23 protein-coding genes are annotated in these 24,884 nt (G+C 44.0%); 16 read left to right on the top strand and 7 right to left on the bottom strand.

All coding sequences use genetic code 11. The features are described from left to right. Nucleotides 1-217: 217 nt before the first annotated feature. The 3 genes from EHW67_RS01685 (at nucleotide 218) to pth (ending at nucleotide 2,531) form a co-directional block, all read left to right on the top strand. On the top strand, nucleotides 218-1,159 hold the full coding sequence (locus EHW67_RS01685; RefSeq protein WP_126160608.1) for a ribose-phosphate pyrophosphokinase: 942 nt from the start codon (nucleotides 218-220) through the stop codon (nucleotides 1,157-1,159). 36 nt (nucleotides 1,160-1,195) lie between these two features. Beyond that, complete coding sequence (locus EHW67_RS01680) at nucleotides 1,196-1,822, top strand: 50S ribosomal protein L25/general stress protein Ctc (RefSeq protein WP_126160607.1); 627 nt, start codon at nucleotides 1,196-1,198, stop codon at nucleotides 1,820-1,822. A 79-nt stretch (nucleotides 1,823-1,901) separates the two neighbouring features. Further along, nucleotides 1,902-2,531, top strand: coding sequence for an aminoacyl-tRNA hydrolase (gene pth / locus EHW67_RS01675; protein WP_126160606.1), 630 nt, complete (start codon nucleotides 1,902-1,904; stop codon nucleotides 2,529-2,531). 8 nt (nucleotides 2,532-2,539) lie between these two features. Here the strand turns inward: pth and EHW67_RS01670 are convergent, their stop codons facing one another. Then, entirely contained in the window at nucleotides 2,540-3,223 is a 684-nt protein-coding gene (locus EHW67_RS01670) for a hypothetical protein (protein ID WP_126160605.1), read from the bottom strand. 4 nt (nucleotides 3,224-3,227) lie between these two features. After that, nucleotides 3,228-7,001: a reprolysin-like metallopeptidase gene (locus EHW67_RS01665; RefSeq protein ID WP_126160604.1), complete on the bottom strand. Its 3,774-nt coding sequence runs from the start codon at nucleotides 6,999-7,001 to the stop codon at nucleotides 3,228-3,230. A gap of 53 nt (nucleotides 7,002-7,054) precedes the next feature. Here EHW67_RS01665 and EHW67_RS01660 point away from each other — a divergent pair, with 53 nt between their 5' ends. Next, on the top strand, nucleotides 7,055-7,981 hold the full coding sequence (locus EHW67_RS01660; RefSeq protein WP_126160603.1) for a bifunctional riboflavin kinase/FAD synthetase: 927 nt from the start codon (nucleotides 7,055-7,057) through the stop codon (nucleotides 7,979-7,981). Next, nucleotides 7,982-9,307: an HTTM domain-containing protein gene (locus EHW67_RS01655; RefSeq protein ID WP_126160602.1), complete on the top strand. Its 1,326-nt coding sequence runs from the start codon at nucleotides 7,982-7,984 to the stop codon at nucleotides 9,305-9,307. 1 nt (nucleotide 9,308) lies between these two features. Here EHW67_RS01655 and EHW67_RS01650 read toward each other — a convergent pair whose 3' ends face one another. Next, nucleotides 9,309-9,689: a VOC family protein gene (locus tag EHW67_RS01650; protein ID WP_126160601.1), complete on the bottom strand. Its 381-nt coding sequence runs from the start codon at nucleotides 9,687-9,689 to the stop codon at nucleotides 9,309-9,311. An 88-nt stretch (nucleotides 9,690-9,777) separates the two neighbouring features. Between EHW67_RS01650 and serS the strand changes: the two genes are divergently transcribed. The 10 genes from serS to EHW67_RS01600 all read left to right on the top strand — a co-directional run bounded on the left by serS (nucleotide 9,778) and on the right by EHW67_RS01600 (nucleotide 19,283). Continuing rightward, nucleotides 9,778-11,049: a serine--tRNA ligase gene (gene serS, locus EHW67_RS01645; protein WP_126160600.1), complete on the top strand. Its 1,272-nt coding sequence runs from the start codon at nucleotides 9,778-9,780 to the stop codon at nucleotides 11,047-11,049. Nucleotides 11,050-11,252: 203 nt separating this feature from the next. Further along, nucleotides 11,253-13,037 (top strand): tetratricopeptide repeat protein, encoded by a 1,785-nt coding sequence (locus EHW67_RS01640; RefSeq protein WP_238389817.1) that lies wholly within the window; start codon nucleotides 11,253-11,255, stop codon nucleotides 13,035-13,037. Nucleotides 13,038-13,102: 65 nt separating this feature from the next. Next, nucleotides 13,103-13,414: a DUF4286 family protein gene (locus tag EHW67_RS01635; protein WP_126160598.1), complete on the top strand. Its 312-nt coding sequence runs from the start codon at nucleotides 13,103-13,105 to the stop codon at nucleotides 13,412-13,414. A 24-nt stretch (nucleotides 13,415-13,438) separates the two neighbouring features. Further along, nucleotides 13,439-14,311 carry a 16S rRNA (adenine(1518)-N(6)/adenine(1519)-N(6))-dimethyltransferase RsmA gene (rsmA, locus tag EHW67_RS01630; protein WP_126160597.1) on the top strand — a complete coding sequence of 291 codons (873 nt, stop codon included), beginning with the start codon at nucleotides 13,439-13,441 and terminating at the stop codon, nucleotides 14,309-14,311. Continuing rightward, nucleotides 14,298-15,650 (top strand): magnesium transporter, encoded by a 1,353-nt coding sequence (gene mgtE, locus EHW67_RS01625; protein WP_126160596.1) that lies wholly within the window; start codon nucleotides 14,298-14,300, stop codon nucleotides 15,648-15,650. The genes rsmA and mgtE overlap by 14 nt, the downstream gene beginning before the upstream one ends. Before the next feature lie 245 nt (nucleotides 15,651-15,895). Further along, nucleotides 15,896-16,837: a 2-hydroxyacid dehydrogenase gene (locus EHW67_RS01620; protein WP_126160595.1), complete on the top strand. Its 942-nt coding sequence runs from the start codon at nucleotides 15,896-15,898 to the stop codon at nucleotides 16,835-16,837. Nucleotides 16,838-17,034: 197 nt separating this feature from the next. Next, on the top strand, nucleotides 17,035-17,502 hold the full coding sequence (locus tag EHW67_RS01615) for a DUF1801 domain-containing protein (RefSeq protein ID WP_126160594.1): 468 nt from the start codon (nucleotides 17,035-17,037) through the stop codon (nucleotides 17,500-17,502). Next, nucleotides 17,499-17,885: a VOC family protein gene (locus EHW67_RS01610; protein WP_126160593.1), complete on the top strand. Its 387-nt coding sequence runs from the start codon at nucleotides 17,499-17,501 to the stop codon at nucleotides 17,883-17,885. Before EHW67_RS01615 ends, EHW67_RS01610 begins: the two co-directional genes overlap by 4 nt. A 53-nt stretch (nucleotides 17,886-17,938) precedes the next feature. Then, nucleotides 17,939-18,394, top strand: coding sequence for a TM2 domain-containing protein (locus EHW67_RS01605; RefSeq protein ID WP_126160592.1), 456 nt, complete (start codon nucleotides 17,939-17,941; stop codon nucleotides 18,392-18,394). Nucleotides 18,395-18,791: 397 nt separating this feature from the next. Next, nucleotides 18,792-19,283, top strand: coding sequence for a GNAT family N-acetyltransferase (locus tag EHW67_RS01600; protein WP_126160591.1), 492 nt, complete (start codon nucleotides 18,792-18,794; stop codon nucleotides 19,281-19,283). Nucleotides 19,284-19,337: 54 nt separating this feature from the next. On the opposite strand, the gene EHW67_RS01595 is transcribed toward EHW67_RS01600, so the two are convergent. From EHW67_RS01595 to EHW67_RS01585, 3 genes are all read right to left on the bottom strand, one after another. Next, nucleotides 19,338-21,158 carry a GNAT family N-acyltransferase gene (locus EHW67_RS01595; RefSeq protein ID WP_126160590.1) on the bottom strand — a complete coding sequence of 607 codons (1,821 nt, stop codon included), beginning with the start codon at nucleotides 21,156-21,158 and terminating at the stop codon, nucleotides 19,338-19,340. An 85-nt stretch (nucleotides 21,159-21,243) separates the two neighbouring features. Beyond that, on the bottom strand, nucleotides 21,244-22,494 hold the full coding sequence (locus EHW67_RS01590) for an aspartate kinase (protein WP_126160589.1): 1,251 nt from the start codon (nucleotides 22,492-22,494) through the stop codon (nucleotides 21,244-21,246). Further along, nucleotides 22,491-22,970 carry a GNAT family N-acetyltransferase gene (locus EHW67_RS01585; protein ID WP_126160588.1) on the bottom strand — a complete coding sequence of 160 codons (480 nt, stop codon included), beginning with the start codon at nucleotides 22,968-22,970 and terminating at the stop codon, nucleotides 22,491-22,493. The genes EHW67_RS01590 and EHW67_RS01585 overlap by 4 nt, the downstream gene beginning before the upstream one ends. 113 nt (nucleotides 22,971-23,083) lie before the next feature. Between EHW67_RS01585 and fbp the strand changes: the two genes are divergently transcribed. Next, entirely contained in the window at nucleotides 23,084-24,091 is a 1,008-nt protein-coding gene (fbp, locus tag EHW67_RS01580; protein WP_126160587.1) for a class 1 fructose-bisphosphatase, read from the top strand. 48 nt (nucleotides 24,092-24,139) lie between these two features. On the opposite strand, the gene EHW67_RS01575 is transcribed toward fbp, so the two are convergent. Continuing rightward, nucleotides 24,140-24,562, bottom strand: coding sequence for a tellurite resistance TerB family protein (locus EHW67_RS01575; RefSeq protein ID WP_126160586.1), 423 nt, complete (start codon nucleotides 24,560-24,562; stop codon nucleotides 24,140-24,142). Between the last annotated feature and the right edge of the window lie 322 nt (nucleotides 24,563-24,884).

Below are 24,884 nucleotides of genomic sequence, written 5' to 3'. Positions count from 1 at the left end.
CAGGCAGGCACTCGAGCAAATTGCTTTCGCCAATATTTCAATTTAATCAGCCGTTTTAAAAACACTGACTTTGATTGCGAGTGCAAAACTAAATAAATTTTTCTTTATATCCGCAAAAAAATATCAAGAATTATACTTTAGCAACCCAAATAAATGTCTAAATTTGCACCTCCTTAGAAATAGGAGTGCCAATAAACTAAAAAACAAGACCTTAACAATGTCCTACCAAGTGCCGGAGCCCAAAATCTTCACCTGTACCCAAAGTGCCAAGCTATCCGAAAAAATAGCCGAGTCCTTTGGATCCAGTTTAGGTAATGTGATTTTTTCAAGATATAGTGATGGGGAATTTCAACCATCTTTTGAAGAATCTATAAGGGGTATGCGGGTTTTTATAATAGGATCTACCAATCCCAGTTCTGAAAACCTTATGGAAATGTTGTTGATGTTAGATGCCGCCAAAAGGGCCTCAGCAAGACACATTACCGCAGTAATGCCTTACTTTGGATGGGCAAGACAGGATAGAAAAGACAAGCCAAGGGTGCCCATTGCGGCCAAATTGGTAGCCAAAATGTTGGAGGCCGCCGGAGCAACCCGTATCATTACCATGGATCTGCACGCAGACCAGATACAAGGGTTCTTTGAAAAACCGGTAGACCATTTGTTTGCCTCTACCTTGTTCCTACCGTATTTGGACAGCCTTAATCTAAAGGATTTAACCATAGCCTCTCCTGATATGGGAGGGTCTAAAAGGGCTTATGCCTATTCCAAGGCACTAAGCTGTGACGTAGTGATCTGTTACAAGCAAAGGGCACAGGCCAACGTAATTTCCCATATGGAACTTATTGGCGATGTGCAGGGTAAAAATGTGGTCCTGGTTGATGATATGGTAGATACCGCAGGAACACTTACCAAGGCAGCCGACCTAATGATGGCCAAGGGTGCTTTGAGCGTTAGGGCCATATGCACGCACGCACTGCTCTCCGGGGATGCCTATGAGCGCATAGAAAACTCCAACCTGTCCGAGCTTATTGTTACCGATTCCATTCCCCTTAAAAAGGAAAGCAAGAAGGTAAGGGTCATAAGCTGTGCAGAATTGTTTGCAGATGTAATGCACAGGGTGCATCACAATACCTCCATTAGTTCCAAGTTTCTAATGTAGGTAAACCAATAGAATTATTAATTATTAATATATATAATGAAGTCAATTACAATTAAAGGATCAGAAAGAGAAAGCGTGGGCAAAAAAGCAACAAAGGCCTTGCGTAATGCTGGAAAGGTTCCTTGCGTTATTTACGGAGGGGAAAAACCATTGCACTTTTCAGCGGAAGAACTAGCGTTCAAAGACTTGGTTTACACTCCAAACGCACACACTGTTGTGATTGAATTGGATGGTGGGGACAAGATTGATGCCGTACTACAGGATATCCAATTTCACCCTGTAACCGATAGCATTCTGCACATAGATTTCTATCAATTGTTCAAGGACAAAGAGGTTACCATGAATATCCCTGTAAGGTTGATAGGAAACTCTCCTGGGGTTAGAAATGGTGGTAGATTGTTGTTTAGAAAAAGAAAATTGGCTATCAAGGCCTTGCCAGACAACCTGCCAGATTTCTTTGATGTTGATATTTCTAAATTGAAAATCGGAGGAAATATTTCCGTTGCCTCATTGTTGAAAGATGAGTTTACTATTCTTCACCCGGACACTACGGTTGTGGTACAGGTTAAAGCTGCACGTAACGCTATCTTGACCGATGACGACGATGAAGAAGAAGAAGGAGCCGAAGCTACTGCCGATGCAGCTGCTGAAGGTAACGAATAAATTTTTTGAAATTTTAGATAAGGGCATCCCGCTACAGCGGGATGCTTTTGTATTTTTATAGCTTTCTTAAAACTGTACTATGTTCCACATCTTAAAATCACTTTTTAATTTGAATAGGACATGGTTGGACGAAAAAGACACCATGAAAAAATTTCTGATCGTAGGACTCGGTAATATTGGGCAGGAGTATGCCGAAACCCGGCATAATATTGGTTTTAAAGTGTTGGATTCCCTGGCCCAACAGGAAGATTTCACCTTTGAGACCGCCAAACTTGGGGACCTGGCTACCTTTAAGGTAAAGGGGAGGAGCATTCTATGTCTTAAGCCCTCTACCTATATGAACAGAAGCGGAAAGGCGCTTAAGTATTGGATGGACAAGGAGAATATTCCTTTAGAGAACGTATTGGTCATTACAGATGATATTAACCTTCCCTTTGGTACCTTGCGCTTAAAAGCCAAGGGTAGTGATGGGGGGCATAATGGCCTAAAGGACATACAGCAGGTACTGCAAACTACCAAATACAACAGATTGCGCTTTGGTGTTGGGGCCGATTTTGGAAAAGGAAGACAGATAGACTACGTCTTGGGCGAATGGAACGAAGAGGAAAAGGATGCCCTGCCCGAACGTTTTAAGAAAACCGATGAGCTGGTGCGCTCTTTTGTACTGGCCGGTGTAAACAGGACCATGAACCAGTTTAACGGTAGCTAGGCCGCTCTTTAACGCACTTTAAATTGGGATACTTGGTTGGTGGCCGTATTGCCTTCCAAATCCCGGGTAAGTACACGCCAGTAGTAAACGGTGTCCGACTCTACGCTTACCGTTATATCCGAGGTGCCATTGGTCAAGGTGGCTATTAAAGTGGTAGGCGGATTTTCTGTGGAGAAATATACCTCATAGCCCTCCAAGTCATTGTCTATATCCGCTCCCTCCCAATTTAACGCTACCTCATTGTTAATGTCCTTGGTTACGGTGGCTCCCGTTTTGGGTGCTATCACCTCGGCCGGAAAAGGGGCATAGGTGGTCTCTGACCCGGCATTGTAGAACAACCAGGTTTCACTGCGGGCCGTTTCCGAAACATCGTCGTTCTTGGAGATAATGTACCAGGAAAAGGCATCGCCCTTCTCTAAAGGCAAACTTGCCGATGTACCGGTAACCACTATGGTCTGGGTGGTATTGGTATTTATATTGGTGGCCCTTAGTTGATAAGATTCTGTATGTTCCGATGCCTGCCACCTAAATTCTACCAAGGAGGTATTGCTGCCATTAATATCCTGGCCAGTAGTGCATTCCGAGTTCTTTTCGGGGAAGACCAACAGTGCCGATGTAGGTGGCTTGGGGGAGCTTTTTCCTCCGCAACCCACTAAGGCCAAAAAACATAATATGATGGCTATTGGTTTCATCCCTCTATTCTTTTATGATCTTAAAACTGCTTTGTACGCCTTCTCCCCTTAATTTAAGGATGTACATTCCGGAAGGCAGTCCCGGTAATGCAATGCTGATCCCATCATTTTGGAGCTTATAATCTTTGGAGCGGATCAATTGTCCCGCAAAATTAAAGATTTTGACATTGATATCCTCAGGCCCCTGCTTTAATAACACCTCTAGTTGGTCTACAAAGGGGTTGGGGTATACAATGGGTTGATCTGCCAAAATAAATTGTTCCTCATAACTGCCCTGACAGGATAGGTTGGTGTACACTTTTAATTGGTTTACGCCCTTTTTTAGGTCCAGCACCACGGTTGATGCTTTGGTTTGGGTAACTATACCGTTCAATTCTATGTTATAGTCCGTTCCCCCGTCCAGGGTCAGCATTGCCTGTGTGCCATCGGCAGTGAGTTTGGCGGTGACCGATAGGGGTGGGGGTTCGTTGATAACGACTTCAAAGCAATAGGTTTCGTATACGATGTCATCATCGGTACCGGTGATGCATATTTCATAGTTGCCGGCGTTGAGGTTTTCCTCGTAATAAAAATTGGTAAAGCTGGAAGTGGAATTCACCCCAGGGCCAATGAGGCTTACCTCATAGTCCATATTTAGATCGGCCACTATTCGTATGTTCCCGTCATTTTTATTGCTACAGGATTCGCTGTTTATCTCTACTTGGAAGTTGCTGGGCGGAAGAATGTATACCGGGCAGCCGTTGAGGTCTACCTGTACACCCATTGGGGTATTTAGGCAGAGGTCGTCACCGTCGTCAAACACCCCGTCCTTGTCCTCGTCCAGCCTAAAATTGCCTTCCACGCATATGTCTATGGAAAAGGCATTTAGGGTTCCCCCGTCCGATGAGGCTATGTCCTTTACTTCCAGGGTCCAATCCCCAAGGGTAGATTCCCCATTAAAGGCCGCCAGGGAGCCCAAGGGCCTTACGGTGCCCAATATGGCCGGACCGCTTCCGCAAATAAAGCTATTGCCGTCATCATCAAATGTGGCCAATATATCCGGATTGCCACCGCAGGAATTGGAGACCAGGATTACCCTTGTCCCGGCAGGGGAAATAAGGGCTATTTCCAAATCTGCCAAATAGGAATGGTCTATATCCAGGTTTACGTTTACATCCGAAATGGGAAGGTCGTTCAACATGGTAATGGTAGAGGTAATGGTAGGGGTTCCCACAGAGGGGATGGTAAGCGGCAGGTCACTAGCGGTTTCCGTGGCACAATTTAGTTCCAGGGTGGTAAAACTAAAGGCAGGGCCAAAAGTGCCCTCCCCACAACTGTTTTTTGGTTTTACCCGCCAATAGTAAGTAGTTTCTTCCTCCAAGCTACTGGTGAGGTAGGTGTTAAAGAGCACGGTGGCGGTTTCTATGATATTGCTAAACCCGGGATCGTCCGCAATCTCTACATCAAAAGAGGTGTAGGAGGGGTTGGATTCCCATTCCAGGTCCGTGGCAATATTGGCACTGCCAGATCCATCGGCAGGGAGTTGCAGTACCACATCGCTAAAGCTGGTGTCCAAAATCCTGAGGTCTATATCCACTTGTTTAACAATGGTATCGGCCGTGGCCATAATAGTAATGGGATAATTACCTGAACTCACCGCTGCCGTGTTGGAAAAGGTGATGTTTACCACCGTATCGTTCACTGTGGTAGCGGCAGGCGAAAAGCTGGCGGTGAGTCCGGCTGGCATTCCAGAAGCGGAAAAGGTAGCTTCCTCCTCAAAGCCATTAAAGGTTTGATAGGTAAAGGGGGCGATTAGATCACTGCCCTGGCAGACCTCGTATTCCAATTGGGGAAAATTGAGGACCATATCAGAAGAGGTGACCGTAAAATCGCTTGTATTTACCGCTAGAAATATATTGTCATGGGCTCTCACCATGATACGGGCGGTGGGAGTGGCAAAGCCGGGGATAAGAATGTCCTGTTGGCCGTCATTGGGCACGCTATCTGCCAATACAATAGGGAAGGAAGCCCCGCCATTGGCCGAAAAATAAATATCTACAGTCTGGGTGTTTATGGGGGCGTGGTTGGTTTCTGCCACATCCCAAACCACCTGCTGTCTGGTTCCGGCCACATAGGATACATTGGTAGATTGGGAGCTCACCGTAAACGGGCCCGCATTGTCTATTACCTTTACTTTTACCAGATCTGAGGCTACCTGTCCCCCGCCAAGGGAGTTGTCCCTGACCGTAAGGGCAAAATCCAATTCCCGCTCCACATCGGAAACGGTCTCCCAGGTGGTATTGATGTTGGGGTTGGTCTGGGTAAGGTTGCCGGCCACTATACTGGAGAGCCGGGGGAAATATCTGCTAGGTTTTACCGTGGGTTTTAAAGATCTAAAATTGGCGCCGCTGAGATTGGTAGGGCCAAAGGTATTGTGGGTAACGATCCCATCGTCTATCTGCTCCCAATTGTAGGTAAGAATATCCTCTTCGTCCGCATCAGAGGCCGTGCCCGTTAGGCGAAAGGCAGTAGATTTAGGGATGATAAAGTTCCCCGTGGGTACAATTTCAGGTGGGCTGTTCAGCAGGGGTATTTCCTGGGCACAGCTGGTGGTCTTAACATATTCCAGAATTTGGAAAATACTGTAATAGTGAAAGTAGTCGTCTCCGTTAAGGGCAACATTTTCACTGCCAGAGATGCCCGCATATCCCATTATGGTGGTGCCACTGCCGGGTTCTGCCTGTACCAGGGTGCCTTCGGACTCAAAGGACCAGGTGTGGTTGGCCCCAAACTGATGGCCCATTTCATGAGCTACAAAATCCAGGTCAAAAATATCGCCCTGTGGTACCAGGGCAGAGGAGTAGGCGCTTCCCTTTCGGGTGTCTATACATACCGAGGCAATATAACCGGCGTTTCCTCCATTTTCATCGTTTTGGAACAAGTGGCCAACATCGTAATTTTCTGCGCCTATAACGGTATTTAGGGTGCTTTGTGCTTCAGAGTTTAGGTTGGAGCCGTAAGGATCGGTATCCTTGTCGGTGTAGATGACCTCGTCCGTATTGGCAACAAGCTCCAGGCTTATCCCCAGGTCGGTTTCAAATACTTCGTTGACCCGTGTAATGGTGGCATTAATGGCCGCAAGGGCATCGGCAACGGTACCGCCGTGGTATTCCGTATACTCCCCGGTGGCGGAAATGGCTACCCTAAATTTTCGCAATACCTGTCCGTCCAGCAATTTTAAGGCGGTGGGCCCCTTCTCTTTTTCAATACGCGAAGAGGTCTCACAGATGAAATTGGTATTCATCATAAGGGCATCCTGCCTATTGTATACCACATATTCGTTGTCCGAATTGGATACCTTCTGCATAAAGGTGGCATTTTTATGGTCCCCGTAAACAATCATGCTCTGTATGCCCTTTTGGGAAACACTAAAGCGCACCCTGTCCTTGCTATTGTTGACGGCTTGGCCTACGTACGATTTTATCTGGGGGTATTTTTGCGCCAGTTCTGGGGCCAGCACCGAGGCCTCCTTTATCACAAAGGGAATTAAGGTGCCGTTCTCATCGGGGAGGCTGATTATGTTTTTGCCTTTACGGACTTGGGCGTCTTGTAGCTCTTTTGTAAATTTTTCCTTCTGTAAGGTGAAGGTCTGGCCGTTTCCAATCTCCAGTTTTGCTATTTGCCTGGCCGCATTACTGCTCCTTTGGTTGCTTTTTTGCCAGTAGTTAGTTTGTCCAAATCCGTAATAGCTGAGAAAAAATATGGATATTGAAAAAACAAGACGTAATTTTACAACCATCAAAAGGGTTTTTTGTACCAACTCAAAGATAAGTTTTTTTATTATTCCATTTTGTGATAACAGTTCAAAGCATCTCCAATTACGACAAAGCGCACCCTACTGCCATTACCATTGGCACTTTTGACGGGGTGCATATAGGTCATCGTAAAATATTGGAAAGGCTCATAAATAATGCCAAACTGTTAGAATTGAAATCTACAGTGCTAACTTTTTTTCCACACCCCAGAATGGTGTTGCAAAAAGATGTCTCCATAAAGCTTTTGAATACCATAGATGAGAAGGTGTCTATTTTGAAGGAAATTGGGATAGATATTTTAATAATACACCCCTTTACCCAGGAGTTTTCCCGTTTGTCCGCAACCGAATTTGTTAGGGATATCCTGGTAAACGACCTAAAGACAAAAAAGATCATTATTGGATATGACCATAGGTTTGGAAGAAATAGGAATGCCAATATAAACGACCTGATCGCTTTTGGCAATGCCCTGGATTTTGAGGTGGAGGAAATATCGGCACAGGAAATAGACGATGTCTCGGTAAGTTCCACTAAGATTAGAAAGGCCTTGGGGGAAGGCGATATAAAGACCGCCAACTCCTATTTGGGATACCGGTATATGCTTACCGGAACAGTAATAAGGGGCAAAGGACTGGGGCGTAAGTTAGACTTTCCTACCGCCAATTTGCACATACCGGAGGAATACAAGCTAATCCCTAAGAACGGGGTCTATGTAGTGAGTAGCCATATAGATGGCAACAAGGTCTTTGGTATGATGAATATTGGGTACAACCCTACCGTGGAAGGTACAGCCAAAAGCATTGAGATCAATTTCTTCGACTTTGATCAGGATCTGTACGATAAAAAGATACAGATAGATATTATAGACCGCATCCGGGATGAACACAAGTTTGATTCCGTTGAGGCCCTTCAGGCACAGTTAAAAAAGGATAGGGTGACCTCCCTCTCCATAATCTCCGAGTAAATGTGGGATCGATTTCTTTTTAAGCAAATCGATAATAGCCCACTGCTGATATTTCGGATTTTTTTTGGGATTCTCGTTAGCCTGGAATGCTACGGGGCCATCCTTACCGGATGGGTGAGACGCACCCTGATTGAACCCAGTTTTACCTTTACCTTTATTGGTTTTGAATGGTTGCAGCCCTTGCCGGGAAATGGCATGTACATCTATTTTTTGGTTATGGGCACCCTGGGTATCTGCATTGCCCTTGGGTATAAATACCGATTTGCCACCCTGGCCTTTACCCTAATGTGGGCCGCAGTCTACCTCATGCAAAAAACCTCCTATAACAATCATTATTACCTCTTGCTGCTCATTGCGTTGATCATGTCTTTTCTGCCGGCCCATAGGAATTGTTCCCTGGATGCCAGACTAGACCCCGGCATAAAGACCAATCATATGCCGGCCTATATTAAATGGGGCATTGTAATGCAGTTGTTCATAGTGTATACCTATGCCTCCGTAGCCAAGCTATACGGGGATTGGTTGGATTTTAGTATTATAGAGATCCTGTTTAAAAGGAAGCAGGGCTACCCGCTTATTGGAGCACTGTTGCAACAGCCTGCGGTACATATGATTGTGGGGGTCTCGGGAATTCTGTTCGATCTGTTGATAGTACCGGCCATGCTTTGGAAAAAGTCCAGAAAGTGGGCATTTATGGCCGCTGTATTCTTTCATATGTTCAATTCCATAGTTTTCCAGATTGGTATATTCCCTTATCTGGCCTTGGCATTTATGGTGTTCTTCTATGATCCGGAGACCATACGGAAGATATTTTTTAGGAAAAAGAAGCCGTATCTTGTGAGTGAGGTGTTAATACCTCCCCATAAAAAGTTGGTCCTTGGGGTGGTGGGGATTTATTTTTTAATACAGTTGGTACTGCCCATAAGACATTATTTTATAAAGGGTGATGTGCTGTGGACCGAGGAAGGCCATAGATTGAGCTGGCGAATGATGTTGCGCAGCCGCAGTGGGCTTACCTCTTTTAAGATTAAAAACAATACCACCGGCAATTGGTACCTGGTAAATTTGGAGGACTATCTTACCAAAAGGCAAAAGAATAAACTAAAGGCCTATCCGGATTTTATGTGGCAGTTTGCCCAACGTTTAAAAAGGGAATATGCGGAGAAAGGAGAGGATATCTCCGTTTTTGTTAACGCTAGGGTAAGTGTAAACGGTAAGCCCCACCATCAATTTATAGACCCGGAGGTGGATATGGCCCAGGTGCCATGGGGGTATTTTGGCCATAGTGAATGGATACTGCCCTCTCCGCTGCAAGCGGGAGATTAAATTAAAATGGATTCGCCCTTTGGCATAGCTGCAGTGGCATGCCCCAAGGGTCACGGAGCATTATTAAATGGCTTCCGTCTGCTGTGTTTACTTCCTCTATAAAACTGGCACCCTGCCCTAGTAGCCGTATTTTGTCTTGTTCTGCATTGGTAGAGACAAAGGCCATATGAAAGGTGAGTGGGTGTTGGGATGTAAATTTGGTGATTTTTTCATCGGGTCTATGGTATAGTTCCAGAATTACACGCCCGGAAGAATCTTCCAAAAATGTCATAAATGGAGGTGTTAATTGTTCCCTTGCGACTTTTAGGCCTAAATGGGAAACATACCAATTTTTAACGCTATGGGTGTCTTCTACGTTTAGGGCAATATGTTCAAAAACCATGTATTGAAATATTATGGGTCATATCTGTTTCAAATTTAGGTTTAAAATCCGAAGATTAGATTAAATTTGCAACATTAAAATTTGAAAAATGTTGCAATTACAGGCTATTCGAGAAGATAAAGATCAGATAATAGAGGCTTTAAAAAAGCGGAATTTGGATGCGGTTCCACTTATTGAAAACGTACTTCAATTGGATGAAAAAAGACGATCCCTACAAAGCTCTTTGGATAACACCTTGGCAGAGTCCAATAGCCTGTCCAAGGAAATAGGAAAGCTGTATAAAAGTGGCAAGGCTGCCGAAGCCAATGTTCTAAAAGAAAAGACAGCTAAGCTAAAAGAGGAATCCAAGGAATTGAACGAAAGCCTAACTGCTGCCGCAACGGAGTTGCAAAACCTATTGTACCAGATCCCCAATGTTCCACATCCTTCCGTTCCGGCAGGGAGTACGGAAGAGGACAATGAGGTGGTCTTTAAGGAAGGGGATATCCCTGCCTTAAAGGAGGGGGCGCTGCCCCACTGGGAGCTGGCAAAAAAATATGATATTATAGATTTTGAACTGGGGGCAAAAATAACGGGTGCAGGCTTTCCGGTCTACAAGGGCAAAGGAGCCCGACTGCAAAGGGCCTTGATCTCCTACTTCTTGGACAAGAACACCCAGGCGGGATACCAAGAGATACAAGTGCCACATTTGGTAAATGAGGCCTCGGGATATGGTACGGGACAATTGCCCGATAAGGAGGGGCAAATGTACCATATTGGTGAGGATGACCTTTACTTGATCCCTACCGCAGAAGTGCCCGTAACCAATATTTATAGGGATGTAATCCTAAGTGAAACCGATTTTCCAATCCGTCATACGGGCTATACCCCTTGTTTTAGAAGGGAAGCCGGTAGTTACGGCGCCCATGTAAGGGGGCTTAACCGTTTGCATCAATTTGATAAGGTGGAAATAGTACGGGTAGAGCACCCGGAGAAATCCTATGAGGCCTTGGATGGCATGGTTGGCCATATAAAGGATATCCTTCGTGAACTAAAACTGCCCTTTAGGATATTGCGACTCTGTGGGGGAGATTTAGGATTTACGGCAGCACTTACCTATGACTTTGAGGTGTTCTCTACAGCCCAGGACCGCTGGTTGGAAATAAGCTCTGTATCCAATTTTGAAACCTATCAGGCCAATCGTTTAAAGCTGCGCTATAAGGACGAAAACGGAAAGAGTCAGCTGGCACATACCCTAAACGGGAGCTCCTTGGCACTGCCCAGGGTGTTGGCCGGAATATTGGAAAATTATCAGACCGGGGACGGTATACAAATACCGGAAGTCCTTGTTCCCTATACCGGTTTTAGTAAGATAGACTAAGGCCAGTAGAACAATAAGAGTGCCAGATGCTGTTTGCGGAATCCTGGCATAGCTGCTATGGCCCATGGCGCGGTTCACCATATTATAGGTTTTTAACAACCTAAGATTGTGTAATTGGTGTTTTCCGGGCCATGGGCCAATTCTTTATCATAGCCTTAACGTCCACTTTCTACATTCTGTGTATCTTTGAAAAAAAGACCCCATTGCGACTATTTCTTTTCATTTTTATCTGCCTTTGTAGCCAATCCCTGGTTTCCCAAGAAGATTTCTTGGCAAAACAGTATTTTGAGGATGGCGATTTTGACAAGGCCGTAGTCTTCTATGAGAAATTGGTGGCCAAAAACCCAATGCGGACCGATTATGTGGAAGGCTTGGTCGCCTGCTATCAGCAATTGGAACAGTATGATAAATCTGAAGCCATACTATTAAAACTATTAAACCAAAGAAACGCCTATCCCACCATACTTATAGAATTGGGGTATAACCATACCCTACAGGAACAGCCCCAAAAAGCAAGTGAATATTATGAGCAGGCACTGGCCAAAATAGAGGAGAATCCCAATTACGGCTATGGCATGGGCTTAAGGTTTCAAAAATATACGCTCTTAAACTACGCCCTACAAGCCTTTAGTATTGCCATGGAAAAAAATCCAAGGTTGGATTATAATTTTCAAAAGGCCAGGATTTATGGGGAGCAGGGAGATATAGAACGCATGTACCAATCCTACCTAAACCTTATTAGTGATGGCAAGGCGTCCCAGGCCAATGTGCTTAGGAATATAAGTGATTTTATTGGCTCGGAACCAGACAATCCCAACAATGTAAAATTCAAAAAAGTGGTTCTGCAAAACGCCCAAAAAAAACCGGATGTCCTTTGGAACCAATTGTTGAGTTGGCTTTTTGTGCAGCAAAAGCAGTACAAAAGCGCCTTTAATCAAGAAAAGGCAATTTATAAGCGTGGTGGGGAAATGGCCCTGCAGCGGTTACAGGGACTGGGGAAAATAACATTGGATAACAAGGACCTGTCCACTGCCAGGGATATTTATGGGTATATTGCCCAGAACAGTGCCGATGAGGTAATTGTATTGGACGCCAAACTAAACCTTATCCAAATAGATCTGCAGGACCCGGACAAAAAGATATTGGAAAATGTGGGCAATACCTTTAAAGACCTTATGGCAATCCATGGCTATGACATGGAAACCCTGCAATTGCCCATTGCATATGCCAAATTTCTGACCTTTAATATGGACAATCCCCAACCGGGCATTGAAATACTGCAGAAGTGTCTGCAGCTACCCCTGAACAATTATGGGAAGTCTTATATTAAAAGTACCTTGGCCGATATACTGGTGTATGACCAGCGGTTTAACCAGGCCTTGATTTATTTTTCCCAAATACAGAAAGACCTAAAGAACGATGTGCTGGGGCAGGAAGCCCGCTTTAAAGTGGCGCAGACCAGTTTTTATAAGGGCGATTTTGATTGGGCCTTAACCCAATTGAAGGTCCTTAGGGGGTCTACCTCCCAATTAATTGCCAATGATGCCATGCAACTGAGTCTGTTAATTTCAGATAATTCCCTGGAAGACTCCACACAAACGGCACTAAAGAAATATGCGCGAGCCGATTTCCTGGCCTATCAAAACAAGAAAAAAGAGGCGGTAGGGCTTTTGGAAGATATTCTTCAAAATCACAAAGGAGAGAAAATAGAGGATGAGGCATTGCTAAAACAGGCCGAAATCCTGACCCAATTAAAGGATTATGAAAAAGCCGAGTTCAACTATCTTAAAATAGTGACCTTCTACCCCCATGATATTTTGGCCGACGATGCCAATTTTGCCTTGGCAGAACTATATCGAAATGTGCTGGACCAGCCCGATAAGGCCAAGGCCCATTATGAGAAAATCATTTATAATTACCAGGATAGCTACTATTTTCCACAGGCCAGGAGGAATTTTAGGCAGCTAAGGGGAGATAGTATCAACTAATAGCCAGGGCCATATGGCCCATTAAATAATGTTCAATTGCCCGCTAAGGGTGCCAAAACAAAGATATGTATATCTATAATGTTACCATAAATATAGAAGAATCAATAAAGGAAGAATGGTTGGCTTGGATGAAGAAGACCCATATTCCGGAGATGTTGGATACCGGAAAATTTACCAAGGCCTTAATGACACAGGTATTGGTAGAAGAGGAGATGGGCGGCCTCACCTATTCCGTGCAGTACACCGCAGATTCCAAGGAAGCCCTGCAGAAGTATTACGAGGAGGATGCAGACCGACTCCATAAAAAAGTGATGGACCTCTTTGCCGGGAAATTTGTCGATTTTAGAACAGAGTTGGCCATTGTAAGTGAACATTAATCCATTTCTTTATTGGATAACAGTATGAGCAAGAAAAATAAAAAATCATATTATTCTAAAAAGGACAAATCCAACAAGCCCTGGCAGGAAGAGAGTCCCGTAAAGGCCAAAAAGCATTTGGGCCAGCACTTTTTAAAGGACGAGTCCGTTGCAAAACAAATAGGGGATACCTTGTCCCTAAAAGGGTACCGTAACGTAATAGAAATTGGGCCAGGTACAGGGGTGCTTACCAAATACCTATTGGAAAAGGACATAGATCTTGTGGCCATGGACCTGGATGAGGAATCTATTATCTACCTCAATCACAGTTTTCCCTTGGAGTACAATGATCTAATGCATCGCAAAGGCGAGTTTAAGGTACTGGAAGCCGATTTTCTAAAGTATGACTTGTGGAACCTGTTTGGGGAGGAGCAATTTGCCATAACCGGGAACTTCCCCTACAATATATCTACCCAGATCGTCTTTAAGATGTTGGAGTTTAAGAACCAAATCCCGGAATTTACCGGGATGTTCCAAAAAGAGGTGGCCGAAAGGATTTGTGAAAAGGAAGGCAGTAAGGCTTATGGCATACTCTCGGTATTGGTACAGGCCTTTTATGATGCCGAATACTTGTTTACGGTATCGCCCAAGGTATTTGATCCGCCGCCAAAGGTGCATTCAGGAGTGTTGCGGCTCACCAGAAAGGAATCCTATACCCTGGATGTGGATGAAGTACTGTTTAAAAAGGTGGTCAAGGCCGCTTTTAACCAGCGTAGAAAGACCATTCGTAACAGTTTAAAAACCTTTAATCTTTCAGATGTTCTCAAAGAAGATGCTATATTTGGCCTGCGTCCGGAACAATTGAGCGTTGCGGACTTCATTTCGTTGACCCAGAAGATTGCTAATGATACCATTTAAACTCACCGAAGAATTATTGGCAGAGATAGAGCTGCTGATAGAAAACCAACAAGATGCTACCTTGGCAGCTATGTTGGCTGAGGTGCATTATGCCGATGTTGCGGAGATTATCAACGAATTGGATGAGGACAGTGCTACCTATCTGATCAAGCTTATAGATAGCGAAAAAACATCGGACACCCTTACCGAACTGGACGAGGATGTGCGGGAGGCCATTTTGGGAAATCTCTCGGCAAAGGAAATTGCCGGGGAGTTGGACGAACTGGATACCGATGATGCGGCCGATATTATTGGAGAGCTTCCCAAAGAAATGGTCCAGGAGGTTATTTCTGAATTGGAAGATAGGGAGCATGCCAAGGATATTGTTGACCTGCTGCGCTATGATGAGAATTCTGCAGGGGGACTCATGGCAAAGGAGCTGGTAAAGGTAAATGAGAATTGGAACGTGCTCACCTGTGTTAAGGAAATGAGGGCCCAGGCAGAGAACGTTACCAGGGTGCACTCCATTTATGTTATAGACGATGAAGGCAAGCTTAAAGGGCGACTGTCCCTAAAAGATTTGCTTACCACCTCTACCAAGACCCATATCAGCGAGGTGTATATTCCCAAGGTAGATGCCGTAAATGTAAATGAAAAGCCAGAGGAAGTGGCCAGGATCATGTCTAAATATGACTTGGAGGCCATTCCGGTGGTAGATGAGATAGGCAGGTTGGTAGGCCGTATTACCATAGACGATATTGTAGACGTTATTAAGGAGGAAGCGGAAAAGGATTACCAATTGGCAGCAGGTATATCCCAGGATGTGGAGGCAGATGACAGTATATGGGACCTTACTAGGGCCCGCTTGCCGTGGCTGTTCCTAGGATTGTTGGGAGGCGTGGGAGCGGCCGCCATTATGGGAGGGTTCGAGACCATGATGAGCCAGTACGGCGTGCTGTTTTTCTTTACGCCCCTTATTGCGGCAATGGCCGGTAATGTGGGGGTGCAATCCAGCGCTATCATGGTACAGGGACTGGCCAATGACGACCTAAAAGGGAGCATCACCGGCCGCCTCATAAAAGAAATGCTACTGGCCCTGCTCAACGGCGTGGTACTGGCATCAATACTATTGTTCTTTACCTGGATCTGGAAGGGTAGCTTCCTTACCTCCCTGGCCATATCCATTTCCCTGGTCAGCGTAACGGTGGTAGCGGGCATTATAGGTACCTTTATTCCACTTTTTCTCCATAAAAGGGGCATAGATCCCGCCATTGCTACCGGCCCTTTTATTACCACCAGCAATGATATTTTCGGGATTTTGATCTATTTTTCCATCGCCAAGGTTATTCTGGGTATTTAGGGCACTCTACCGCCGCTGTCGGTGGCGGGCTTTACGCGCTACACGGTAGCCTGCTGCAATCCCTAGTGCAGGATGCCAACCCGTTTTATGTCCTAGGAAATGGATTAAACCAATAAAGGCTTATTTTTATACCAATTCCAACGCAAAGCCTTAGTGCTTTCCAGGGCCAAATAACAAAAAATAGTCGGCATAGTTGTTTCAAGTCGTTGGACGGACTTGTATATTTGCCGCATAATACCAGTTTTATGAAAGTACTGCATTTAGATGTTAACCATCCTTTGATCATTGAGCAATTTAAGGAGTTGGGATTCCAGAACCATGAAGACTATAGTTCCAGTAAAGAGGAAGTGGAAAAAAAGATCAGTGGGTATGACGGGATCATTATACGCAGTAGGTTTACCATAGACAAAGCCTTTTTGGACAAGGCTACCAATCTAAAGTTTATTGGGCGTTTGGGAGCAGGTTTGGAGAATATAGATACCGATTATGCCAAGCAGTTGGGGATCTTTCTTGCAGCCGCCCCCGAAGGCAATAGGAATGCCGTTGGCGAACATGCCCTGGGAATGATACTCTCGCTTTTCAATAAACTTAATAAGGCAGACAAAGAGGTTAGAAATGGCAAATGGGACCGCGAAGGCAATAGAGGACTGGAACTGGATGGTAAGACGGTAGGGATCATTGGCTACGGAAATATGGGCAAGGCCTTCGCCAAAAAACTCCAAGGTTTTGATGTGGAAGTGATCTGTTATGACATTGTTGGAGGGGTTGGCGATGCCAATGCCAGACAGGTAGGTATTATGGAGCTAAAACAAAAAAGCCAAGTGCTTAGCCTACATGTACCACAGACCGAAACTACCATGAATATGATCAAAGCGGAATTCTTGGAAGGCTTTAATAACCCGTTGTGGTTAATAAATACCGCTAGGGGCAAATGTGTGGTAACGGAAGATCTGGTTGCCGCCATGAAAGAGGGAAAAGTCCTGGGAGCCGGATTGGATGTTTTGGAATATGAGAAGAAATCCTTTGAGGATATGTTTGGTGATTCCCAATTGCCAGAGGCTTTTAACTACCTGATCAAGGCAGAAAATGTAATATTATCTCCGCATGTGGCCGGCTGGACCGTGGAAAGTAAAGTAAAATTGGCCCAGACCGTAGTGGATAAGGTCAGGGAAAAGTTTTGTCAATAAGAACTGTTCTTCTACGTATTTAGTATTCTAAAGTTGCTTTCTTATTAAGGAGGAAGGCTTATTATCTTTATTTCTATCTCTCAAATATCTTTTGGGATTAGGCTGTTTTTTGTACTTTAGATAGCAGGACCACAAGAATCCATTTATTTTTCCGGATTGCCAATAGCTTGTTGGTCCTAAGCTAAAACCATAACGCCATGCAGTCTACAGCCACTACAGTAGAACAATATTTACAGGAACTCCCAGAGGAGCGCAAGGAGGTTGTAGAAAAATTAAGGAAGGTTATTTTGAAAAACCTTCCCAAGGGTTTTGAAGAGTGTATCAACTACGGAATGTTGGGCTATGTGGTGCCCCATTCCCTTTATCCGGAAGGCTACCATTGCGATCCCAAACTGCCCTTGCCGTTTATGAACCTGGCTTCACAGAAAAACTTTGTAGCTGTCTACCATATGGGGATATACAGTGATCCCTCGGTCATGGATTGGTTCTTGGCCGAATACCCCAAGCACTGCAAGAACAAGCTGGATATGGGGAAAAGCTGCATACGCTTTAAGAATCTAAGCAAGGTTCCCTATGAGCTTATAGGACAACTTGCCTCCAAGATTAGCGTAGCAGATTGGATATCCACTTATGAAACGGTGGTGAAAACTAAAAGAAAACGATGAAAAAAAGAGTCACCGGGCTTGGTGGATTTTTCTTTAAAACCAAGGATCCAGATAAGATAAAGAATTGGTACAACAAACATTTGGGCTTGGATACGGACCAATATGGCTGCACCTTTTGGTGGCAAGACAAAGAGGGAAATGATTGTTCTACCCAATGGAGCCCCATGCAAGAGGATACCTCTTATTTTAAACCCAGTACCTCATCCTTTATGATGAATTTTAGAGTGGAGAATTTGGAGGAATTGCTTAAAGCGCTAAAAAAGGAAGGGGTAACCATAGTAGGGGAGGTGGAGGAGTATGAATATGGGAAGTTTGGTTGGATCCTAGACCCGGACGGGAATAAATTGGAATTATGGGAGCCCAAGGATAAGGCGTTTCTTTGATTGGGAAATAATTATTACATTTAATACAATTATTAATCAACTAAAAAATAACCATGTCAGAAGAAAATAAAGATCTGGGAGACAAGGCTGAAGGCACAGCAAAAGACGCCAAGGACTCCGCAAAGGAATTTACCAAGGACGCCAAGGATTCGGCCAAGGAATTTGCCAAAGAATCCAAAGAAACTGCAAAGGATTTTGGTGAGGAAGCCAAGAAAACTGCCAATGAATTTAAAGAAGGCCTGGCAAGTGCCAGTGGCGACAACAAGAAAATTTTGGCAGGTGTACTGGCCATTGTTTTTGGTGGATTTGGGGTGCATAAATTTATTTTGGGATATACCAAGGAGGGTATAATTATGTTGGCCATTACCATAGTAATTGGTGCCATAACCTGTGGTATAGGAGCCTCCCTAATGTGGGTGATTGGTCTTATAGAGGGAATACTGTATTTGACCAAGTCCGACGAGGAATTTTATAACACCTATCAGGCCGGAAGGAAACCCTGGTTCTAAGATAAATATAAGGTCGGTGCCCCGGTGTCCGACTTTATTTTTACAATATTCAATCGTAATATTACGATGTATTGGGGTCAGGACTATGCTGCCAAGGAGTGGGAGATCTAAGGGGAGTGCATTAAAGAGCAGCTAGGTAGCTTGTGGTTATTTTGGACTGGGAAGTATGTGGGAATCGGGGTGTTTTTTAATCAAAAGCATGGTTGCGATATAATTTTTTTCGTTTCACTTTGAAAAATCGCTCTATCTGACGGTTTTGAAAGTATTTTGCGCTGTTTCCCTATAGAAGTCACGAAATTTGTGGGTGGTTAATGCCGTTTTGGAGTGTTTAAAAATAAAAACAACCCTATGGGCTATTTAGTAGTTGAATAGGGGCTATTTTGTTTTAGATCTAGTTATGGATATACGAAGAATGCATAAAGAAGATTGGCCGTTTGTTGCCCAAATATATCAGGAGGGCATGGATACCGGTGTTGCCACCTTTGAAAAGGAAGTGCCGGACTATAAGGTGTGGGATGCCAATCATTTGCAGGTGGGAAGGTTGGTGGCCACAAATGGCGGCCTTGTCATGGGCTGGGCCGCACTTTCTCCAGTGTCTGGCAGGTGCGTTTATGGGGGAGTGGCAGAAGTAAGCGTTTACGTAGGGAGCAGGTTTACAAAAATGGGGGTAGGGAAGGCCCTTATGGAAAGCTTGATCCTTGAAAGTGAAAAAGCCGGATTTTGGACACTGCAGTCGGGAATTTTTCCCGAAAACAAAGGGAGTATAGCCCTGCACAAAAAAGTGGGGTTCCGTTATATAGGCAAGCGGGAACGCATTGGTAAACGCAACAACCTATGGATAGACAACCTACTGTTTGAACGTAGAAGTACCTTGGTGGGTATGGATTAATTTTTTGGTAATGTCGCGGCTACTTCCTGGACATGCCGTTGTTCCTTAGGGGTATTATTCCGGTTCTTGTTCCTCTTGGCCTTCAGCCAATTTGCGCTCCAATTCGGCCTGAAACTCTTCCATAACAGGCTTTACGGTGCTTTCTGGGAGGTCTGCAATTTTAATGTACATTAAGCCGTCCACAGAATTGTTAAATAAGGGGTCCACATTAAAGGCTACCACTTTGGCATTTTGTTTTATGTACTTTTTTATCAGTACAGGAAGACGAAGACTGCCGGGTTCCACTTCTTCTATGAGTTTGTCAAACTTGTTGAGGTCGGCCTTGGTTTCATCAAAAATAAATTCCTTGTCGGCATCTTTTAATTTAACCTTAAATTCCTTCTTGGGCCTTATGTACTGTGCCACATAGGGATCCCAATAATTACTTTTCATAAACTCTATCATGAGCGATTTTGAAAATTTGGAAAATTGGTTGCTTATACTAACCCCTCCTATTAAATATTTGTGATCCGGGAATCGCAGGGTGGTATGTACTATGCCCTTCCATAACAGAAACAGCGGCATGGGTTTTTGTTGGTATTCCTTAATGATATAGGCCCTTCCCATTTCAATGGACGACTTCATCATGGGGTGGAGTTCCGGTTCAAAGCGGAAAAGGTCCTGTAAATAAAATCCGTCTATTCCGTATTCTTCAAATATCTCGGAACCCATACCCATTCTATAGGCTCCAACAATACATTTTAAGGTGTCGTCCCATAGAAAGAGATGACGATAGTAATTATCAAACTTATCAAGGTCTATGGCGTTGTTGGTACCCTCGCCTATGGCCCTAAAGGTTACCTCGCGCTGCCGTCCTATTTCTTTAAGAATAAAAGGCATATCAACTGCCTTGGCCAAGAACACCTCGTAATTCTTGCTTTGTAGCAATCTACAGTCTTTTTCCCTTAGCCGTTCTATCTCTTCCTGTATTACCTCGGTACGTACGGCCGATGCAATCTTTCTTGGGGCTTTGGGGATTTTTAAACTACTGGGAATATGTCCCAAAAAGCTTCCCTTCTCATAGGCATTGGACAGGATGTAGGTTTTGCGTCTCAGTAGCTCCGTAAATTCGGCCAAATTCTCCTGTTCGTTCTGTGTTTTTACCGATATGGGCTGTCCTATCCTTACCTTTATGGTCCTATTTTTTTGGGTAGTTACCTCGGAGGGTAGCTTGGCGGTGCGGAAGACATCGCTGATTTTGGATAAACGGTAGAACAGCCTACTGTTCTTAGCGTGAAAATAGATGGGGACCACCGGTACTTCTGCCTTTCGTATCAATTTTAAGGCAGCTTCTTCCCAGGGTTTGTCCACTATTAGTTTCCCATCCCTATAGGTAGAGACCTCGCCGGCTGGGAAGATGCCCAAAGGCTGGCCCAGCTGTAGGTGTTTCATGGCACTCTTAAAACCTGCAATACTGCTTTTTGCATCCTTGTGGTTCTCAAAAGGGTTTACCGGGAGAATATAAGGGGATATGGGTTCTATCCTGTGAAGGAGAAAGTTGGCTATGATCTTAAAGTCGGACCTTTGGTGCAACATTAGTTTCAAGAGCAGCACGCCGTCTATGCCCCCAAGCGGGTGATTGGATATGGTTATATAGGAGCCCTCTTTGGGCAAGCGCTTAAAGTCCTCTTCCGGGATCTCAAATTTTATTTGGTAATGCGCTAAAATGGCATCCAAAAAATCCACCCCTTTAAGGTGCTTATGATCGTCGTAAAAGCGATTTATACTGGATATTTTGGTTAGCTTCATCAGCAACCATCCAATAAACGTTCCCAGAAAACCGTATTTATCAAGGTTAATAGCCTTGGCTACCTCCTTTGCGGTCACTAAACCCATGCGTTGGTATATTTGGTCGCCACTAAGATAGGGAAATCGCTACAGCTATCCGTATATAAATATGCCAACAAATAGTATCAAAGTCTTATTTTACCACCAATTGCACCGTTTCCTTGCCGCGTTGTTCCAATAAAACATCTTTCCCTTTTTGCAGGGATGTAATGGCTTCGGTGTCAAAATGCCTAATGGTGTACAGGGATACCCCTTCGTGGTGTACCACCTTAAACCTGCTTTTTAAAAGGTTTAGCAATTCTTCCAGCTTTCCAAACTTATTGTCTACACAGACCGAAAAACTAATGGCAGAATTTTGGATCAGATCTACCTTCATCCTATGGTCGTGCAACATTTTAAATAACTCGCTAATGCTGTCCTCTACGATAAAGGAAAAATCTAGGGAAGAGAGCTTCATAAGCACTTGGTTTTTCTTTACAATGAAACAGGGAACCTTAGGTTCAATGCCCACGCCCTTGCCTACAGTTGTACCCTTGTCCTTTGGGTTGATAAAGGATTTTACGTGCAAGGGAATCTCCTTTCTTTGTAAAGGCTGCAATGTTTTGGGGTGTATTACCGAGGCTCCGTAGAAAGCTAGTTCTATGGCTTCGCGATACGAAATGTTATTGAGCAGTTCTGTCTTCTCAAAATATCTTGGATCGGCGTTTAATACCCCAGGAACATCCTTCCATATGGTTACTTCATCCGCATTGAGGCAATAGGCCAAAATGGCTGCGGTGTAATCCGATCCTTCCCTGCCCAAGGTGGTGGTAAAGTTGTTGTCGTCACTGCCCAAGAAGCCCTGGGTGATATTAAGTTTGCTCTTGTCTACTTTTTGGGTGACATTCTGCTGGGTTTTGTCCCAATTTACTTTGGCGTCCCGGTAATTATCACTGGTCTTTATCAGTGAGCGTACGTCCAACCATTGATTTTGAATGCCAATCTCATTTAAATAGGCACTTAAAATAGTGGTGGAGATCAATTCGCCATAACCTACCACCTGGTCATAGACAAATCCATATTTAGGTGATTTGTTCCAGGTTAAAAAACCCTGTACTTCGTCAAAAAGGATTTTTACACTTTCGTAAACAGCATGGTTGCTGCTGGGGAACAAATCCTGTAGAATGGCCTGGTGATAATCTATAACTTCCTGTATAGCGGAAGGTAAAAGCGATTTATCGGTAAAATAGGCGTCTACTATATTTTCCATGGCGTTGGTTGTTTTTCCCATGGCAGAGACTACCAAAAGCGTATTTTGGTGACCAACCTCCTGTAGAACATTAACAACGTTCTTTATGCTTTTTGCATCCCTTACAGACGCTCCTCCAAATTTAAAAACCCTCATATCTTATTTAAAAATTTTTGAATTCCTTTTTCGTCCAAATGAACTACGTTCCAATCCCTTAGGACATTGGCCCCTTTACTTTCGTAAAAAGCAATCGCCGGATCGTTCCAGTCCAGAACTTCCCAACTAATCCGTTTTACCCCAAGCTGCTGTCCGTACTCTACAACCTTGGTCAATAGCGCTGCACCCAATCCACTTCCTCTCATGGACGCTGTTACAATTAGGTCCTCCAAGTGAATAATAGGGCCTTTCCAAGTAGAGTAGCGTGGGTATAACAAGGCCATGCCCACTACTTCGTCATCAACCTCGGCCAAATAACAATGGAACAGTTTATTGCTTCCAAAACCGTCCCTTATTAAATCGTCTACAGTTACCTCTACGGCATCTGCTTCTTTCTCAAAAACGGCCAACTCCTTAATCAGCTTATGTACCTGTGCCATATCACTGGCCTGGGCATCGCGAATACTGTACTTCATAATTGTTACAAATAAAACACTAAGTTATAAATTTAAAAAATCAAATTATTACGAAAACGTTGTAGTTTCACAAATTAACCGATATTTGTGCTCAAATCAACAAAGCTTTCGCTATGAATAGAAAAAACACCACCCTGGGGGAATTCATAATAGAAAACCAAGCATCCTTCCAATACTCTTCAGGGGAATTGTCCAAACTGATCAACGCCATCAGATTGGCGGCAAAAGTAGTGAACCACGAAGTAAATAAAGCCGGTCTTGTAGATATTATTGGAGAGGCTGGGGATACCAATATCCAAGGGGAAGACCAACAAAAGCTTGATGTTTTGGCCAATGAAAAATTTATACAGACCTTAAAGAATAGGGAAATAGTGTGTGGAATTGCCTCTGAGGAGGAAGATGATTTTATCAGTGTCAACAGTAATGACAATCAGAATCAAAATAAGTATGTGGTGCTGATAGATCCTCTGGATGGTTCTTCCAATATAGATGTAAATGTATCGGTAGGGACTATCTTTTCTATATACAGGCGGGTAACCCCTATAGGTACGCCAGTGCAGCTCGAAGATTTTTTGCAGCCCGGGCGGAATCAAATTGCGGCGGGGTATGTGGTTTACGGAACTTCTACCATGCTAGTGTATACCACGGGTGACGGGGTAAACGGTTTTACCTTAAATCCGGCGTTGGGAACCTTCTATCTTTCCCATCCCCAAATGCAGTTTCCCGAAACAGGTAGGATATACTCCTTGAACGAGGGGAATTATGTACATTTTCCACAAGGGGTAAAAAATTATATCAAATACTGTCAACAAGAAGAGGGAGATAGGCCCTATACCTCAAGATATATAGGGTCCTTGGTTTCGGATTTTCATAGAAATATGATCAAGGGAGGGATTTATATCTACCCCAAGAGCAGCGTGGCTGCCGAAGGAAAACTAAGGCTGTTGTACGAATGTAATCCCATGGCATTTATAGCCGAACAGGCCAATGGCAAGGCCAGTAACGGGTATTCTTCTATTATGGACGTGGTTCCCACAGCCCTGCACCAAAGGGTGCCCTTCTTTTGCGGAAGTAGAAAAATGGTGGAAAAAGCGGAGGAATTTATGGCTGTGCAGGAATAAAAAAAAGGAGCATAAGGCTCCTTTTTTTATCTTTTTCTTTTATGACTCCTAATGTTTAAGAAGGTATAGGTAGTCTTCAAATGCTATTTGTCCACTAAAAATTTCTATAGATCTCTTAATGATCAAATTGGCACTCTCAGATCGGTAACCCAAACCTATAGCGTATTTTGTAATGAGTGCACGCTCTTCCTTGTCTATAATGTGATCTACAAAGATGATACGGAAGAGATCAAAAAGTCTTTGAAGTCGCTCTTCAGAGCTGGCCGGTGGGTTAATGGGATATTTATTGTCAGACTCCATAACCTCCTTATACTCATCTGCCGTAATATCCAATTTATTGGCAAAGCGGTCCAATAGAACTCTTTCTTCCTCGTTTATTTCACCGTCAACAGCGGCGAGGGTAGCAATGGCAGCAAAATGCGCCAAATTTCTTCTGTGCGCGCCACTACTGTATAAATCAACATATGACATATTCTTAATTTTTATTTAAGGCAAAGATAAATTTTTTGGTAAAGTAGGATTAAAAAATCTTGTAATTATTTTGGAAGAAACCCCGTGTATGGCCTTAACAGGTTAATAGTTGGCCATGGGTTTTAGATTGGGCAGAAAGTGTTTCTGTTCCAACACCAATCCTATATCGGTCTGGTCTAACCCCTAAAAGGTAGTTGTTTTTAAGGTACCTGTTTTTTCCGTTTTAAGCCAAAATAAATGTCCTTTCCGTATGGGGATGATTGTAAGAGTTAAGAATAAAAGCCTGCACGGCACGTTGTATAAAAGTATAGAAAATTGGCCT

The sequence above is a fragment of the Arenibacter aquaticus genome, assembly GCF_003957295.1.
GTDB classification, from domain to species: Bacteria; Bacteroidota; Bacteroidia; order Flavobacteriales; family Flavobacteriaceae; genus Arenibacter; species Arenibacter aquaticus.
This window is presented reverse-complemented; position numbering and strand designations above follow the sequence as displayed.